Source organism: Streptomyces sp. NPDC017225 (assembly GCF_044331465.1).
GTDB lineage: Bacteria > Actinomycetota > Actinomycetes > Streptomycetales > Streptomycetaceae > Streptomyces.
The window spans coordinates 132,839-149,319 of the sequence record NZ_JBIRNE010000007.1 but is presented as its reverse complement, the minus strand read 5'-3'; the positions used below and the strand labels follow the sequence as shown (position 1 = coordinate 149,319).

The 16,481-nt window shown below is 72.2% G+C and carries 11 protein-coding genes; all 11 read right to left on the bottom strand.

Annotated features, from left to right (window positions below; all coding sequences use genetic code 11):
- Positions 1-8: 8 nt before the first annotated feature.
- Positions 9-926 carry a sugar phosphate isomerase/epimerase family protein gene (locus ACH4NX_RS18140; protein WP_398128017.1) on the bottom strand — a complete coding sequence of 306 codons (918 nt, stop codon included), beginning with the start codon at positions 924-926 and terminating at the stop codon, positions 9-11.
- A complete protein-coding gene (locus ACH4NX_RS18135; protein WP_398128016.1) occupies positions 923-2,293 on the bottom strand; it encodes an SCO3242 family prenyltransferase in 1,371 nt (456 codons plus the stop codon). Before ACH4NX_RS18135 ends, ACH4NX_RS18140 begins: the two co-directional genes overlap by 4 nt.
- On the bottom strand, positions 2,290-3,588 hold the full coding sequence (locus ACH4NX_RS18130; RefSeq protein WP_398128015.1) for an inositol-3-phosphate synthase: 1,299 nt from the start codon (positions 3,586-3,588) through the stop codon (positions 2,290-2,292). Before ACH4NX_RS18130 ends, ACH4NX_RS18135 begins: the two co-directional genes overlap by 4 nt.
- Positions 3,589-3,718: 130 nt before the next feature.
- On the bottom strand, positions 3,719-7,435 hold the full coding sequence (locus ACH4NX_RS18125; protein ID WP_398128014.1) for a ThuA domain-containing protein: 3,717 nt from the start codon (positions 7,433-7,435) through the stop codon (positions 3,719-3,721).
- A gap of 266 nt (positions 7,436-7,701) precedes the next feature.
- A complete protein-coding gene (locus tag ACH4NX_RS18120) occupies positions 7,702-8,700 on the bottom strand; it encodes a sugar phosphate isomerase/epimerase family protein (RefSeq protein WP_398128013.1) in 999 nt (332 codons plus the stop codon).
- A gap of 16 nt (positions 8,701-8,716) precedes the next feature.
- Complete coding sequence (locus tag ACH4NX_RS18115) at positions 8,717-9,994, bottom strand: Gfo/Idh/MocA family protein (protein ID WP_398128012.1); 1,278 nt, start codon at positions 9,992-9,994, stop codon at positions 8,717-8,719.
- 88 nt (positions 9,995-10,082) lie between these two features.
- On the bottom strand, positions 10,083-11,129 hold the full coding sequence (locus ACH4NX_RS18110) for a substrate-binding domain-containing protein (protein WP_398128011.1): 1,047 nt from the start codon (positions 11,127-11,129) through the stop codon (positions 10,083-10,085).
- A gap of 17 nt (positions 11,130-11,146) precedes the next feature.
- Positions 11,147-12,166 carry an ABC transporter permease gene (locus tag ACH4NX_RS18105; RefSeq protein WP_351396070.1) on the bottom strand — a complete coding sequence of 340 codons (1,020 nt, stop codon included), beginning with the start codon at positions 12,164-12,166 and terminating at the stop codon, positions 11,147-11,149.
- The gene (locus ACH4NX_RS18100) at positions 12,163-13,680 is read right to left on the bottom strand and encodes a sugar ABC transporter ATP-binding protein (RefSeq protein WP_351396067.1); all 1,518 of its coding nucleotides are present in this window, start codon (positions 13,678-13,680) and stop codon (positions 12,163-12,165) included. Before ACH4NX_RS18100 ends, ACH4NX_RS18105 begins: the two co-directional genes overlap by 4 nt.
- A gap of 202 nt (positions 13,681-13,882) precedes the next feature.
- Complete coding sequence (locus ACH4NX_RS18095; protein WP_398128010.1) at positions 13,883-15,064, bottom strand: ROK family protein; 1,182 nt, start codon at positions 15,062-15,064, stop codon at positions 13,883-13,885.
- Between the two features lie 417 nt (positions 15,065-15,481).
- The gene (locus tag ACH4NX_RS18090) at positions 15,482-16,429 is read right to left on the bottom strand and encodes a beta-ketoacyl-ACP synthase III (protein WP_351396062.1); all 948 of its coding nucleotides are present in this window, start codon (positions 16,427-16,429) and stop codon (positions 15,482-15,484) included.
- Between the last annotated feature and the right edge of the window lie 52 nt (positions 16,430-16,481).

Below are 16,481 nucleotides of genomic sequence, written 5' to 3'. Positions count from 1 at the left end.
GGCTCCCTTCAGCGGGTGGCGGAGGGCTCGCCCGAGCGGTTCGAGAGGGGGGACGCCGCCGCGGCCCGGCGGAGGAAGGGGAGGGAGTGTTCGGCGAAGTGGGGCCCCGCGTGGGAGTGGCGGGGCAGTTCGACGACGGTCAGGCCCTGGTAGCCGGTGGCGGCGAGGGCCTCGAGGACGGGCGGGAAGTCGATCTCGCCGTCACCGAAGGGGAGGTGGTCGTGGACGCCGCGGCGCATGTCCTCGATCTGTACGTGACGCAGCCAGGGGGCGGCGGCGCGCACGCAGTCGGCGGGAGGGGCCGGTTCGAGGCACTGGCAGTGGCCGATGTCCAGGGTGAGGCCGAGGTTCTCGGGGTCGCCGAGGGTGCGGCGCAGTCGGTGGAAGTCGGCGAGGGTGGCGAGGAGGTGGCCCGGTTCGGGTTCGACGGCCAGCGGGACGCCCGCGGTGGCGGCGGCGTCCAGGACCGGGGCGAGGGATGCGGCCAGCCGCTTCCACGCCGTGTCCTCGTCCGTGCCAGCCGGGGTGATGCCGCTGAAGCAGTGCACGGCGTGGGCGCCCAGGTCGGCGGCGACCCGGACGGCGCGGACGAGGAGGTCGGTGCGGCGGGCGCGGTCGTCCGGGTCCGGTTCGAGGAGGGAGGGGCCGTGTTTGCGGCGCGGGTCGAGCACATAGCGTGCCCCCGTTTCCACGGTGACGCCCAGACCGAGCTCGTCCAGCCGGTGGGCGACCTTGCGGGTGCGGGCCGCCAGGTCCGGGGCGAGCGGGTCGAGGTGCATGTGGTCGAGGGTCAGGCCGACGCCGTCGTAGCCGAGGTCGGCGAGGAGGGTGAGGGCGTCGTCGAGGCGGAGGTCGGCGAGGCCGTTGGTGCCGTAGCCGAAGCGGAGGGCGGTGCGGGCGGAGGCGTCGGCTGCCTTGGGCGTCACGTGATGCTCACCTTCCTCGCGAACTTCCGGCCGAGCGGGGCCAGCGCGGCGATCAGCAGCGCGGTGGCGGGTCCGCCGGTGCGGGCGGTGAGCGCGGCCTGGAGCGGGATCGTGGCGCGGATGCCGCCACCGACGGCGCGTTGGGTGAGCTGGGGTGAGGGGTTGAGGGCGGCGTGGAAGTAGGGGCGGGCCGCGGTGGCGGCGTATACGGCGGTGAGGGCGGCGGTGAGCGCCGCGGTGGTCCGGCCGGGGGTGAGCCGATGAGCCGGCCCGGACAGAGCGGCGCTACCGGACACTCCCGCCCTCTGCCCCGCCCTCTCGGACGGACCGGCGAGCCCGGACGGACCGGCGAGCCCGGACGGACCGGCGAGCCCGTACAGACCGGTCGGCCCCCGCCGGTCGGCTCCCGCCGCGGAGCCGGCTCCCGGCGTGGACGTGCCGCCCGGGGACGGGACGGCCACGCCCGCCGCCCCTCCCGGCCGACCGGCCCCGCCGGGCAGACCGGACGCGCCGGACGGACGAGGACCCTCGGGGGCGGGGTGGTGGGAGGTCGGGCCCGGCAGGCCGGGGGCGGCTGCTTCCCGTCGGTCTGCCGGGAGTCGGGTGGGGCGGTGGTGGGTCACCAGGCGGACCAGGAGGCCGGTCGTGGCGAGGGCCGCCAGGGGGGCGAGGGAGGAGCCGCCCCGGGTCTCCTCGCGGGAGACCGCCGTGACCGCGAGGGTGTGGGTGCCGAGCAGCGCCGCGGAGGGCACGGCCGCGCGGACGTCGCCGCCGGTCGCCGCGGCACCCAGCAGCAGGTCGAGGCCCCGGGCGGCGGCCATGGCCAGGGGCCCGGCGGGGGTGTGCTTCAGGCTGAGGTCGTACGCCCATACGGTCGCGGCCAGGGGGACGGCCACGGCCACGGCGGGCCGGCCGGCACGGGCCGCGAGGGCCAGGCCGGTCGCGGTCAGTCCGCAGGCCGCCGTGAGGGCGGCGGCCGGGTGGACTCGGCCGGACGGGATGGGCCGGTGCGGGCGTTCGGCGGCGTCCTCGGCACGGTCCGCCCAGTCGTTGAGTGCCATACCGGCCTCGTACAGACACAGGGAGGAACCGACGGCGAGCAGGGTGCGGGGGCCGGCCCGGACACCGGTCGCCGCCGCGCCGGCGAGTACGTCGCCGGGGACGGTGAACAGAGCGGGGAGACGCAGCAGTTCGGCCCAGGCGCCGACGCGGGCGCGGACGCCGAGGCGGCGCCCGTCCGCGCTCGGGCCGCCCCGGCCCGGCGCCTCGCGGTCCCGGCCCGGCCCCCCGCCGTCCGGGGGCGCCGCGCCGGCCGATGCCGTCGCCACACCCGGGCGGTCCGTGGGCACGGTCTCCGTCCGGCTCATCGCCGCTCCCCCGCGCCGGAGGCGTCGGCATCCGCCCGGCCGCCCCCCGGGCCCCCGCCCTCCGGGTCCCCGCCCCGCAGTTCCGCCGCGAACCGCGTCAGCTCCGCGTACTGTTCCGCGAGGCCCGAGGGGCCGTCGCCCACCGGGTCCTTGAAGTAGAAGCCCAGTTCGGCCAGCGGGCCGGACATGCCCCGCTCCCGGGCGCGGGCGACCAGACGGGCCAGGTCGAGGACGAGCGGGGCGGCGAGCGCCGAGTCGCAGCCCTGCCAGGTGGTCTGCAGGATCATGCGGGCGCCGAGGAAGCCGTCGAAGGCGATGTGGTCCCAGGCCGTCTTCCAGTCGCCGAGCGCGGGCACGTCGTCGATGTGGACCTCGCCCTGGGGCGCGGCACCCAGGGTGTCGGCCAGGACGCGTTCCTTGCCGGCGTTCTTGGCGGCGGCCGCCGCGGGGTCGGCGAGTGCGGCGCCGTCGCCGCCGCCCAGGAGGTTGGTACCGGACCAGGCGCGCACGGCGAGGGCCCGCTGCAGGAACATCGGGCCGAGTACGGAGCGCAGCAGGGTCTGCCCGGTCTTGCCGTCACGGCCCGCGTACGGCAGGCCCGACGACTCGGCGAGCGGGGCCAGCGCCGGGTGGTGCAGGCCCGTGGAGGGGGTGAAGTTGACGTAGGGGCAGCCGGCGCGCAGGGCGGCCGCCGCGTAGAGGGAGCTGGGCGGCAGTGTGCCGTCGGTGGGGGCGGGTTCGGTGGAGGCGACGTTCACCACGACGGCGCCCGAAAGGCCCTGGAGGCGCACGAAGTCGCGGATGTCGTCCGCGAAGACGTCGATCCATTCGTCCTGGGTGCGGTCCGGGCCGCCGTCCGTGTCACCGGGCAGGGAACGGCTGCCGGTCAGTGAACCGCCGGACAGGGGGCCGCCGGACAGGGGGCCACCCGGCGGGCGATCGCCGGACATGGGCCCGCCGAGCCTGATCTCCCGGTCGGCGGCGACGAGTTCGGCGTGCACGGCGGACGGCAGGCCGTGGGGCAGGACGCCGCCGGCGGCGAGGTGTTCGGCACGTTTGGGCAGCGGGCAGTCCACGGTGTCGTGGCCGCCGAAGACGAGGGACGACAACGCCGGCAGACCGGACGAGGTGAAGGGAGGGGTCTCGGTGATCATGCCGGTCGGTGGGTGGAGCCCGGCGGCGACGGCGGCGCAGCCGGCGATCGCCGTCGTGGCCACGGATCCGCGTGCCCCGATGAACCAGACGCCGAAGCGCGGGGCCGAGGTGGGGGCGGGCAGGGACGGTTCGGCGGACATGGGCAGCCTCCTTGTCGTACGCGAACCGGGTGTGAGCGCCGGAAGGGGACGAGCGGGGTGCCGGGCCCGAGGCCCGGCCGGACGGCGGGCGGAGGTCCGGCGTCCTCCGCCCGCCGCCGTTCCGGTGGCCCTAGGAGGACAGTTCCTTGAGCTGGATGTTGCGGAAGGAGACCTGGTCGTCGGCGCCGTGGTTCTGCAGGCCGATGTGGCCGTCGGTCAGGCTCCGCTCGGGGTCCTTGTTGGTGAAGTCGTTGATCTTGACTCCGTTGAGGAACACCTGGAGGCGTTCGCCCTGGACCTTGATCTCGTAGCTGTTCCACTGGCCGGGCGGACGCAGGACCTGGTCACGGGCCTTGATGTTCGCCGACTTGAACGAGTAGACGGAGCCCGTGGTGCGGTCGGCCGCGTCCGTGGCGTCGATCTGGATCTCGTAGCCCTTGTTCACCGCGGACCAGGGGTCGTCGGACGCCGGGAAGCCCACGAAGATCCCGGAGTTGTCGTCGCCCCGCATCTTCCAGTCGAGCTTGAGGGAGTACGACTTGAGCTCCTTGGCCTGGTACCAGAGCAGGCCCATGCCGCCGTTGGACTCCAGCGTGCCGTCCTTGACGTCGAAGGAGCCGGGGCCGGCCTGCTTCCAGCCGTCCCGGGTCTGGCCGTTGAAGATGTCCCGGTGGCCCTTGTCCGGCTTGCAGTCCGCCTTCACCTGGCCGGTGGCGTACTGCATGCCGCCGAGCAGGTGGGTGCGGAAGGCCTCGTCCGCGTAGGACTCCTTGGTGTGGCCACCGCCGGTGTAGAAGGAGCGGCCGCCGCCGTAGCTCTGGCACCAGGCGATCGGGTGGTCGCCCTTCATGTTGCCGCCGTCGTAGGTGGTCTCGTCGAGGGTGGCGAGGACCTTGGCCTGCTCACGCGGGTTGGTGCGGTAGTTGTACCACTCGTCGGTGCGCTCCCACGTGTCGTCCAGGTGCGCGGTGGACGGGTGGTCGTGGTCCTCGACGCGCACGGTGGCCTTCTGGATGGCCGGGTGCGAGTCGAAGTGGGCGCCGACCAGGCCGCCGTAGAACTCCCAGTCGTACTCGGTGTCGGCGGCGGCGTGGATGCCCATGTAGCCGCCGCCGTTCTTCACGTAGTTCTCGAACGCCTTCTGCTGGTCGGCGTTGAGGACGTCACCGGTGGTGGACATGAAGGCCACCGCGTCGTACTTGGCGAGGTTGGCCGTGGTGAACTGTCCGGCCTCCTCGGTCGCCGTGACCGAGATACCGGCGGGAGTGCCCAGCTCCTTCAGCGCGGCGACGCCCTCCGGGATGGAGTCGTGGCGGAAGCCGGCCGTCTTGGAGAAGACCAGGACCTTCTTGCCCTTCTTGAACGGCTCCTTGGAGAACTCGAAGTCGTCCACGTCGAACAGCGCGCCGTCGCCGCCCCGGAAGACCAGGTAGATCTCCGTGGTGCGCTTGGGCAGCGAGCGCAGCGGCACGTCGACGTTCTGGAACGTCTCCCAGCCTCCGGTCGGCGGGATGTACGCCGAGCCGTGCAGCTTGCCGGTGGGCGAGCCGGTGCGCAGCTCGACGAAGCCGCCGGCGCCGCCGGAGGAGGCCCGGACGGTCAGCTTCTTCTGCCCGTCGAACTTGTACGGGCTGAAGGAGATCCAGTCGCCGTCGTTGATGTCACCGACGGTCTTGCCGCCGTTGGCGCCGGTCTTGTCGATGACCGCGACACCCTCCTGGGTGGCGAAGTGCTCGGCCTGGCGGTGCGGCGGCTGGATGACGGTGCGCGCGGTGCCGGTCAGTGCCTCCTGGCCGTTGGCCCCGCCGTCGGTGTAGCTGGCGCCGACGACGCCGTAGATGTTGGCGTTGGGGTCGTGACCGCCGTCGCCCGGGGGCGGGTTGAGGGTGCCCTCACAGCCCATCTCGCTGGTCAGCTCGTGGGCGTGGGAGTCGTGGCCGAGGCTGTAGGCGACCTTGACCTTGGAGCAGTCGATCGTCTCCTCGGGGTCGGTGACCTTCACCTTGAAGGGGATGGGCTCCCCCATCGGCAGCAGGGTGCCGTTGCCCGGCGTCTCGATGGTCACCGTGGGCTCGGTGTTGCCGACCACGATCCGGGCGCTGGCGGTGCCGGTGTTGCCCTCGGCGTCCTTCGCGGTGAAGGTCGCGGTGTAGGTGCCGATTTTCTTGTACTTGTGGGTGGGGGTGAGGCCCTCGCCCTTGGTGCCGTCGCCGAAGTCCCAGCTGTAGGTGAGGTCCGGGGAGTCGGCGTCGTTGGCGGTGGCGGTGAACTTGACCTTCAGGCCGGCCGCACCCGACGTCTTGTTCGCGCTCACCTCGGCGATCGGGGAGAAGCCGTCGTCGGCGTTCTCGATCCGGTAGAGCGCGGAGTCCTTGTCCCCCTGGAACCAGGAGAGGCCGTAGTCCAGGACGTAGAGCGCGCCGTCGGGGCCGAACTCCATGTCCATGATCTGGGTGCCGGTCCACGGGAAGTCGTTGATCTTCGCGACCGCGCCGTCCTCGGTCTGCTCGATCCGCTTGATCCAGCGGCGGCCGAACTCACCCGCGAAGAAGTCGCCGTCGTACTCCTCGGGGAACTTCACGGAGGAGTCGAGGTCCGGGTCGTAGCGGTAGACCGGGCCGCCCATCGGGGACTCGGAGCCGCTGCCGAGCTCGGGCACGGAATCGCCGTCGTACGGGATCCAGGCGGCCTGCGCGGGCGGCAGGTCGACGAGGCCCGTGTTGTGCGGCGAGGTGTTCTTCGGAGCGGCGCAGTCGAACTTCTCGCCGGAGGTCTTGGTGGCGAAGTCGTAGTCGACGTAGGCGTCGTTGTCGCCGGTGCAGAAGGGCCAGCCGAAGTTGGCGGGCTTGGTGACCTTGGCGAACTCGACCTGTCCCGCCGGGCCCCGGTTCGGGTCGGCGGCGCCGGCGTCGGGGCCGTAGTCACCGACGTAGATGGTGCCGGTCTTCTCGTCGATGTTGATCCGGAAGGGGTTGCGGAAGCCCATCGCGTAGATCTCGGGACGGGTCTTCTCGGTGCCGGGGGCGAAGAGGTTGCCCTCCGGGACGGTGTACGAGCCGTCCTCGGCGACCTTGATACGGAGGATCTTGCCGCGCAGGTCGTTGGTGTTGCCGGAGCTGCGCCGGGCGTCGAAGGCCGGGTTGCGGTCCGGGCGCTCGTCGATCGGCGTGAAGCCGTCGGAGGCGAACGGGTTGGTGTCGTCGCCGGTGGACAGGTACAGGTTGCCCTCGGCGTCGAAGTCGATGTCGCCGCCGACGTGGCAGCAGGTGCCGCGGGAGGCCGCGACGTCCAGGACCTTCTTCTCGCTGGCCATGTCCAGCGTGCCGTTGGGGTTGAGGACGAACCGGGAGAGCCGGTTGACGCCGTCGAACTTCTTGAAGTCCTCGGCGGTGCCGTTCTCGGGGGCGTCGCCCGCGGGCGTGTCGAGCGGCGGGGCGTAGTAGAGGTAGATCGCCCGGTTGTTCTCGAAGTCCGGGTCGACGCCGACGCCCTGCAGGCCCTCCTCGTCATGGCTGTAGACGTCGAGCTTGCCGGCGACCTTGGTGACGCCGCCCTGGTCGGTGATGCGGAGCGTGCCGTCGCGGGCGGTGTGCAGGACGCTGCGGTCCGGGAGTACGGCGAGCGACATCGGCTCGCCCGTCTCGGGCTCGCCCTTGGCGAGCGGGACCTGCTGGAACTGGCCCTCGGCGGCCGCCGGTTCGTCGGCCGCCGGCTGGGCGCCGGCTACGGTCGCCGGGGTGCCCACGGCCAGCATCAGGCCGGTGAACAGGGCGAGGGTGGTGCGAAGCCTGGGACGCCTCGTGGTTCTGGTGCTGGTGCCGGTGCTTTTGAGTCTGCTTCTGTGCACGAAGTCCCTCCGGGAACGGGTGGGCCGTACGGAACGGGTGCGAAGACGTGCGATGCGGCGGGCGCCGGGGTGCGCCGTCACCCCGGGGGTCTGAGTGTCCTGAACACTTCAGGGACGGTAACCGCGTTCTTCCGGGGCGAACACCCCTTGGATCAGAACTGGTTCAACTTTTTCCCAATACAGGACAAAGCCGGATTCGGGCAGGCCGGACCGGGGACCGGCGAACGTACCGGCCCCCGCCCCGACCTGCGGTCACGGTGCGCTGATCAGCTGTTGAACGCGGCGTCGAAGGACGCGGTGGGCGGATCGAAGTCGAAGGCCTTGAGGCGGGTGAGCGCTTCGGGGGCGCCCTGGAGCCGGTCCATGCCGGCGTCCTCCCACTCGACGGAGACCGGGCCCTGGTAGTCGATGGAACGCAGCATGCGGAAGACGTCCTCCCAGGGGACGTCGCCGTGGCCGGCCGACACGAAGTCCCAGCCGCGGCGCGGGTCGCCCCAGGGCAGGTGGGAGCCGAGCCGCCCGTTGCGGCCGTCGAGGCGCTTGCGGGCCTCCTTGCAGTCGACGTGGTAGATACGGTCGCGGAAGTCCCACAGGAAGCCGACGGGGTCGAGGTCCTGCCACACGAAGTGGGAGGGGTCGAAGTTGAGGCCGAAGGCGGGCCGGTGGCCGACCGCCTCCAGGGCGCGCTGGGTGGTCCAGTAGTCGTAGGCGATCTCGCTGGGGTGGACCTCGTGGGCGAACCGCACGCCCTCGGCGTCGAAGACGTCGAGGATCGGGTTCCAGCGGTCGGCGAAGTCCTGGTAGCCGCGCTCGATCATCGACTCGGAGGCGGGCGGGAACATGGCGACCAGGTGCCAGATGGCCGACCCGGTGAAGCCGATGACGGTGTCCACGCCGAGGCGCGCGGCGGCCCGTGCGGTGTCCCGCATCTCGGCCGCGGCGCGCTGCCGTACGCCCTCCGCGTCGCCGTCGCCCCAGATGCGGGCGGGCAGGATGGCCTCGTGGCGTTCGTCGATGATGGCGTCGCACACGGCCTGGCCGACCAGGTGGTTGGAGACCGCCCAGCACTTCAGCCCGTACTTGTCGAGCAGCTGGTGGCGCGAGTCCACGTAGGAGGGGTCCGCGAGGGCCTTGTCGACCTCGAAGTGGTCGCCCCAGCAGGCGAGCTCGAGGCCGTCGTAGCCGAAGTCACGGGCGAGGCGGCAGACCTCCTCCAGGGGGAGGTCCGCCCACTGGCCGGTGAAGAGAGTGAAGTTGCGCGGCATGTCGCTGCCAGCCTCCTCAGGGGGCGATCGGGGTGTAGACGGAGTTCTTCTCGGCGCTCTCCTCCACCGCCGCGAGCACGCGCTGCACCTGCAGCCCGTCGGCGAAGGAGGGTACGGGGCGGTGGCCGTCGGCGACGGCGTGGACGAGGTCGCGCACCTGGTGGACGAAGGTGTGCTCGTAGCCCAGTCCGTGGCCCGGCGGCCACCAGGCCTCCAGGTAGGGGTGCTCGGGCTCGGTGACGAGGATGCGCCGGAAGCCGGCGTGTTCCCCCGGCTCCGTACCGTCGTGGTACGACAGCTCGTTGAGCCGCTCCAGGTCGAAGGCGAGCGAGCCGCGCTCACCGTTGAGCTCGATGCGCAGGGAGTTCTTGCGGCCGGTGGCGTACCGGGTGGCCTCGAAGGAGACCAGTGCGCCGGAGGTGAGGCGGCCGGTGAAGACGGCCGCGTCGTCCACGGTGACCTGGCCGGTGGCACCGTCCGCCGAGCCGGCCGACAGGCCGCGGGGTGCGCCGTCGGGCAGCGGGCGTTCGCGTACGAAGGTCTCGGTGAGGGCGGAGACGCCCGCGATCCGCTCCCCCGTCAGGTACTGCGCGAGGTCGACGATGTGGGCGCCGAGGTCCCCGAGGGCTCCGGAGCCGGCCAGCTCCTTGCGCAGCCGCCAGGTCAGTGGCGCCTTGGGGTCCACCAGCCAGTCCTGGAGATACGTCACCCGCACGTGCCGCAGCCGGCCGATGCGGCCCTGGTCCACCATCCGGCGGGCCAGCGCGGTGGCCGGCACCCGGCGGTAGTTGAACCCGACCATCGCCAGCTGTCCCCGTGCGCCCGCCTCGTCGGCGGCCCGGGTCATCGCCTCCGCCTCCGCGACGGTGTTGGCCAGCGGTTTCTCGCACAGGACGTGCTTGCCGGCGGCGAGCGCGGCCAGCGCGATCTCGGCGTGGCTGTCGCCGGGGGTGCAGATGTCGACGAGGTCGATGTCGTCCCGTTCCACCAGGGCCCGCCAGTCGGTCTCGGTGCTCGCCCAGCCGTGCCGGTCGGCCGCCGTGCGGACGGCGTCGGCGTCCCGGCCGCAGATCGCGGCCATGACCGGGTTCAGCGGCAGGTCGAAGACGCGGCCGGCGGTGCGCCAGCCCTGGGAGTGTGCGGCACCCATGAAGGCGTAACCGACCATGCCGACGCGCAGCGGCGGTCTGGTCGCGGACGCCCCCGTCGCACTGGTCCCGGTCCCGCTGTCGGTCCCGGTTCCGGCGGCTGATGCCTCCGCCCCGGCCCCCTCGGGCTGCTGCGGCTGTCCCATGCGGATGTCCTCCTCGTCGTGGTGGCGCGGTGGGGGGTGGGCCCCGCCCGACGGCCGGCTGGTCAGGCCGGCCGTGGGGCGGCGGCCCTCACTTGAAGCCCGTGGACATGTACTGGTCGACGTTCTCCTTGTCGACGACGGCCGAGTAGCAGGTGACCGTCGAGGGGATCTCGAACTCGGCGAGGCCGCTGATGCCCTTGCCCTGGCCGAGGGCGCGGCCCAGGTCGATCGCGGAGGCGGCCATGGTCGGCGGGTAGAGCACGGTCGCCTTCAGTACGCCGCTGTCCGCCTTGATGGCCTGGAAGGCGGAGAGCGCGCCCGCGCCGCCGACCATCAGGAAGTCGTCGCGGCCGGCCTGCTCGATGGCGCGCAGCGCGCCCACGCCCTGGTCGTCGTCGTGGTTCCACATGGCGTCGAAGTCCGACTGGGCCTGGAGCAGCTGGGCCATCTTGGCCTGGCCGGACTCGACGGTGAAGTCGGCGGCCTGCCGGGCCACCTTCTTGATGTTCGGGTAGTTCTTCAGGCCGTCGTCGAAGCCCTTGGTGCGCTGCTGGGTCAGTTCCAGGTTGTCCAGGCCGGCCAGCTCGATGACCTTGGCGTCCGGCTGGTCCTTGAGCTTCTCGCCGATGTAGTGCGCGGCGTTGAGGCCCATGCCGTAGTTGTCGCCGCCCACCCAGCAGCGGTAGGCCTGGGGGCTGTTGAAGATGCGGTCGAGGTTCACGACCGGGATGCCGGCGCGCATGGCCTGCAGTCCGACCTGGGTGAGCGCCTTGCCGTCGGCGGGCAGGATCACCAGGACGTCGACCTTCTTGTTGATGAGGGTCTCGATCTGGCCGATCTGCTGGGCGGTGTCGTTGGAGCCCTCGGTGACCTCGAGGGTGACGTCCGAGTACTTCTCCGCGCGCTGCTTCGCGTTGTCGTTGACGGCGTTGAGCCAGCCGTGGTCGGCCTGCGGGCCGGCGTAGCCGATGGTGACGGCCTTGCCCGGCTTGTCGTCTGCGGCCGGCTGCGTGTCCGTGGAGGCCTTGTCGCCGCCGTCGTCGGGGTCGTTGCTCGTACACCCGGTGAGGACGGCACCGGCGGACACGGCGGCGGCTCCGAAGAGCAGCCCTCTGCGACTCGTGAGCTCTGTCATGGCGGTGAACCCTTTCCTCAATGCGTGCTTGCGGTACGGCGCTGGACCAGCACGGCGGCGACGATGATCGCGCCCTTCGCGATCTGCTGGACGTCGCTCTGCAGGTTGTTCAGGGCGAAGATGTTGGTGATCGTGGTGAAGATCAGGACGCCGAGCACGGAGCCGAGGATGTGGCCGCGCCCGCCGGTCAGGAGCGTTCCGCCGATGATCGCGGCGGCGATGGCGTCGAGTTCGTAGAGGTTGCCGTTGGTGTTCTGGCCGGAGCCGGCCAGGACGATCAGCAGGAAGGCGGCGATGCCGCAGCACAGCCCGGACAGCAGGTAGAGGTAGAGCCGCTGGCGGCGGACGTCGATGCCGGCGAGCCGGGCGGCCTCCGCGTTGCCGCCGACGGCGACCGTGCGGCGGCCGAAGGTGGTCCGGTTGAGCACCAGCCAGCCGATCACGGTGACGGCGGCGAACACCAGCACCAGGGGCGGTATGCCGAGGATGTAGGCGTCGCGCTCGCCGAGGTCCAGGACGCTGGGGACCGTGACGACCTGGGTCCGGCCGTCGGTGATCTGCTCCGCGAGGCCGCGCGCCGAGGCCAGCATGGCCAGGGTGGCGATGAACGGCACCATCTGGCCGAACGCGATGAGCACCCCGTTGACCAGTCCGCAGCCCACGCCGACCACGACCGCCGTGAAGAGGATGCCGGCGAACCCGTACTCCTGGGTGGCGACCGTGGTCGCCCACACCGAGGCCAGGGCGACGATGGCGCCGACCGACAGGTCGATGCCGCCGGAGACGATGACGAAGGTCATGCCGACGGTGACGACGCCGATCACGGACGCCTGGGTGAGCACCAGCTGGAGGTTGCGGGTGTCGAGGAACGAGTCGGGCTGGGTGATGCCGCCGATGAGGACCAGTGCGGCGAGCACGCCGAGCAGGGTGAGGGTGCGGACGTCGGCGCGGCCCAACTGGACCCGCCAGGCGGGCGGACCGTCCACCGGTGCCGCCTTGCCGGTGCCGTCCCGCGGCGGGGACACGTGCTGCGTCATGACGCCGGGCTTCCTTCCATCACGAGGTCGAGTACGCGGTGTTCGTCGAGTTCGCGGGCGGGGGCCTCGTGCACGACACGGCCCTCGCGCAGCACCAGCACGCGGTCGGCGAGGCCCAGTACCTCGGGCACCTCGCTGGAGACCAGCAGGACGGCGAGGCCCTCGTCGGCGAGGCGGCGGATGACCGCGTAGAGCTCGGCGCGGGCGCCGACGTCGACGCCGCGGGTGGGTTCGTCGAGCAGCAGGACCCGGCAGCCGCGCAGCAGCCAGCGGGCGAGGACCGCCTTCTGCTGGTTGCCGCCGGACAGGGTGCGCACGGGCGCGGAGGGGTTGTCGGGCCGCAGCGACAGCTCGCGGGTCGCCTTGCGTGCGGCCGCCAGTTCCGCGCCGCGGTCGATCCAGCCGCCGCGCGAGAAGCGGGACATGGCGGAGACCGACACGTTGCGGGTGACGGACTCCAGCATCAGCAGGGCCTGCGCCTTGCGTTCCTCGGGGGCGAGTCCGAGCCCGGCGCGCACAGCGGCGCGCACGCTTCCCGGCCGCAGCGGGCTCCCGTCCACGAGGACCTGTCCGGCACTCGCCTTCCGGGCCCCGTAGACCGTCTCCAGGATCTCGGAGCGGCCGGAGCCGACGAGGCCGGCGAGTCCGACGATCTCGCCGGGGCGGACCTCCAGGTCGAGGGGTTCGAACTCACCGTCCCTGGTCAGTCCCCGCACGCTCAGCACGGGCTCGGCCAGGGGTGGTGAGGTGGGCCGTTGCGGGAAGACGTACTCGACGTTGCGTCCGGTCATCAGCGCGACCACCTCGTTGGTCGGCGTCGACTCGGCGGGCAGCCCGCCGGCGACGGCCCGGCCGTCCTTGAGGACGGTGACCCGGTCGCCGATGCGGCGGATCTCCTCCAGCCGGTGCGAGATGTAGACGACGGCGACGCCGTCGGCGGTGAGGTCGGCGACGATGCGGAAGAGGTTGTCCACCTCGTCGGGGTCGAGCGCGGCGGACGGCTCGTCCATCACGATCAGCCGCACCTCGTGCGAGAGCGCCCGCGCCATGGACACGATCTGCTGCTGCGCCGCCGAGAGCTCGCCGACCAGCCGCCCGGGATCGACCTCCGGGTGCCCGAGCCGCCTGAGCAGGTCGGCCGTCGACTCCTTGGCCGCCTTTGCCCGTACGACGAAGCCGGCGGCGGTCGGTTCGTGACCGAGGTGGACGTTCTCGGCGACCGACAGGTGCTCCACCAGGTCGAGTTCCTGGTAGATGGTGGCAATGCCGAGGCGCATGGCCGCGATGGGCGAGCGCAGGGTCACGTCCTCGCCGCGCCAGCGGATGGTGCCGGTGTCGGGCTGATGGGCGCCGGCCAGCACCTTGATGAGGGTGGACTTCCCGGCGCCGTTCTGGCCGAGCAGGCAGTGCACCTCGCCGGCCTGGACGTCGAGATCGACGCCGTCCAGGGCCCGGACTCCGGGGAACGACTTGGTGATGCCGGACATGCTGAGCAGCGGTGGTTCTGGTGCCATGTGAGGTCCCCTCGGCGGGCGTGCGGGCCGGTGTCAGGGCAGAGCGGAGCAGGGCAGGGCGAAGCGGGACAGGACAGGACAGGGCGCTGTGCTGATGGAGCTCGGAGATCCGAGTGGTGCCTACGCGGGTGACAGGTGGCGCCTGCGCGGGTGACGTTGGTGCTACGCGAGTGACAGTGGTGCTGCGCGGGGCCGGGTGGTGCTACGCGGGTGAGAACAGGTGGTCGCTGATCAGCCGGGCCGCGCCGATGACTCCGGCGCTGGGGCCCAACTCCCCCAGTACGATGGGCAGGTTGCCGGTCGCCAAGGGCAGCGACTGGCGGTAGACCTGGGTACGGATCGCGGCGAGCAGGTTGTGGCCGAGGCCGGTCACCCCGCCGCCGATCACCACCAGGCCCGGGTTGAAGAAGCTGACCAGGCCGGCGATGACCTGGCCGGTGCTCCGGCCGCCCTCCCGGATCAGCTCGAGTGCGGTGGCGTCACCCGCGGCGGCCGCGGCGGCGACGTCGGCGGCGCTGAGGCCCCCGTTCGCCTCCAGACGGCTCGCGAGTTCGGCCGACAGGCCCTGCTGGGCGGCCTCCGTGGCGTCGCGGGCCAGCGCCGCGCCGCTGAAGTGGGCCTCCAGACAGCCCCGGTTGCCGCAGGCGCACTGACGTCCGTCGGGCACGGCCTGGATGTGCCCGATGTCGCCCGCGCTGCCCGTCGTCCCGCGGTAGACCTCACCGCCGACGACGATGCCGCAGCCGATGCCGGTACCGATCTTGACGACGAGGAAGTCGTGCACGGTGCGGGCGACGCCCGCGTGCTGCTCCCCCAGCGCCATCAGGTTCACGTCGTTGTCGACCATGACCGGGCAGCCGAGTTCCTGGCTGAGCGCCTCCCGTACGGGGAAGCCGTCCCAGCCCGGCATGATCGGTGGAGCCACCGGCACACCCTCGGGGAAGCGGACCGGCCCCGGGACGCCGATACCGGCGCCGTCGAAGCCCTCCGCGAGCCCCGAGGCCCGCAACTTGGCGGCCATGGCGAGTACCTGCTCGAAGACCGAGACCGGCCCCTCGCGTACGTCCATGGGCTGGTTGATGTGTCCGAGGATCTCCAGCTCGGCGTTGGTGACGGCGACGTCGACCGAGGTCGCGCCGATGTCGACGCCGAGGAAGCGCAGCCCGGGGTTGAGGCGGATGTTGTGACTGCGGCGCCCGCCGCGCGAGGCGGCGAGTCCGTCGGCCACGACCAGCTCCGTCTCGAGCAGCCGGTCCACCTCCACGGCCAGCTTCGACCGCGACAGGTCGACCTGGTCGCCCAGCTGGGCACGGGAGTTGGGCCCTCCGTCGCGCAACAGCTGGAGCAGTCGCGCTTGGTGAGCGTTGGCGGGTCGTGCCGTCATGCGTCTCACGAGCCCCTCCCCGCCTCAATCGGCCTTGAGTGTGTGCCGGTTTCCGGCCACGTCCAGTGGCTTGCTTTCGGAGGGAACGTAGCAGTGGGCGCCGGGTGTGGGAAGAAGTCACGCACGAATTGCTGCGAACTTTCTCCACTGAGTGGACAAAGAAGGTCCCGATGTCCGGCGGCCCGGGACACGACGGGGCCGCCCGGCCCTCGCGCCGGGCGGCCCCTGGACAGCCTCTGACCTCACGATTCTTCCCGCGCGTGGCAGGAACGCCGGGTGTGCTCGGTGTGCTCACGCCTCAGCCGGGGCGCCGTGCCCGTCCCGGCCCGTGATGTGCGGGCGAAGGGGCCGTCGCCGCCGATGACGTGGACGCCGCCATCGCCGCGCCACGTCGCACGACGGAGCGGGGGTGGTCGTTCAGGGGCAGCGGACGACCTGTCCGGCGTAGGAGAGGTTGCCGCCGAAGCCGAAGAGCAGCACCGGGTCGCCGGTGGTGATCTCGCCCCGTTCCACCAGCTTGGAGAGGGCGAGGGGGATGCTCGCGGCGGAGGTGTTCCCGGACTCGACGACATCGCGGGCGACCACGGCGTTGACGGCGCCGATCTTCGCCGCGAGGGGTTCGATGATGCGCAGGTTCGCCTGGTGCAGGACGACCGCGGCCAGGTCGGCCGGCTCCACCCCGGACCGCTCGCAGGCCTGGCGTGCGATGGCGGGCAGCCGTGTGGTCGCCCAGCGGTAGACGCTCTGCCCCTCCTGCGCGAAGCGGGGCGGCGTGCCCTCGATACGGACGGCGTTGCCCATCTCGGGCACCGACCCCCACAGCACGGGACCGATCCCCGCCTCCTCGCCGGGCGCGCAGGCCTCCACGACGACGGCCCCCGCCCCGTCGCCGACGAGCACACAGGTGGTGCGATCGCTCCAGTCGGCCACCTCGGACATCTTGTCCGCGCCGATGACCAGGGCGCGGCTCGCCGAGCCGGCCCGCACGGCGTGGTCGGCGGTGGCCAGGGCGTGCGTGAAGCCCGCGCAGACGACGTTGACGTCCAGCGCGGCGGGCCCCGGGATGCCGAGGCGGGCCGCGACACGAGCGGCCATGTTCGGGGAGCGGTCGATCGCGGTGGAGGTGGCGACCATGACCATGTCCACGTCGGCGGGGGTCAGCCCGGCCGCCGCGAGCGCCTTCGCCGCGGCGTGCCCGGCCAGCTCGTCGACCGGCTCCTCGGGTCCGGCGATACGGCGGGTGTGAATGCCCACCCGGCTCCTGATCCACTCGTCGCTGGTGTCGACCATGCCCGCCAGATCCTCGTTGGTGAGGACCCGGGCGGGCTGGTAATGACCGACGGCGGTGATGCGGGAGCCGTGCATGGGTGGAGACCTCACTGCCTCGGGTACGGGATCCACCAGTGTGATGAGTGAC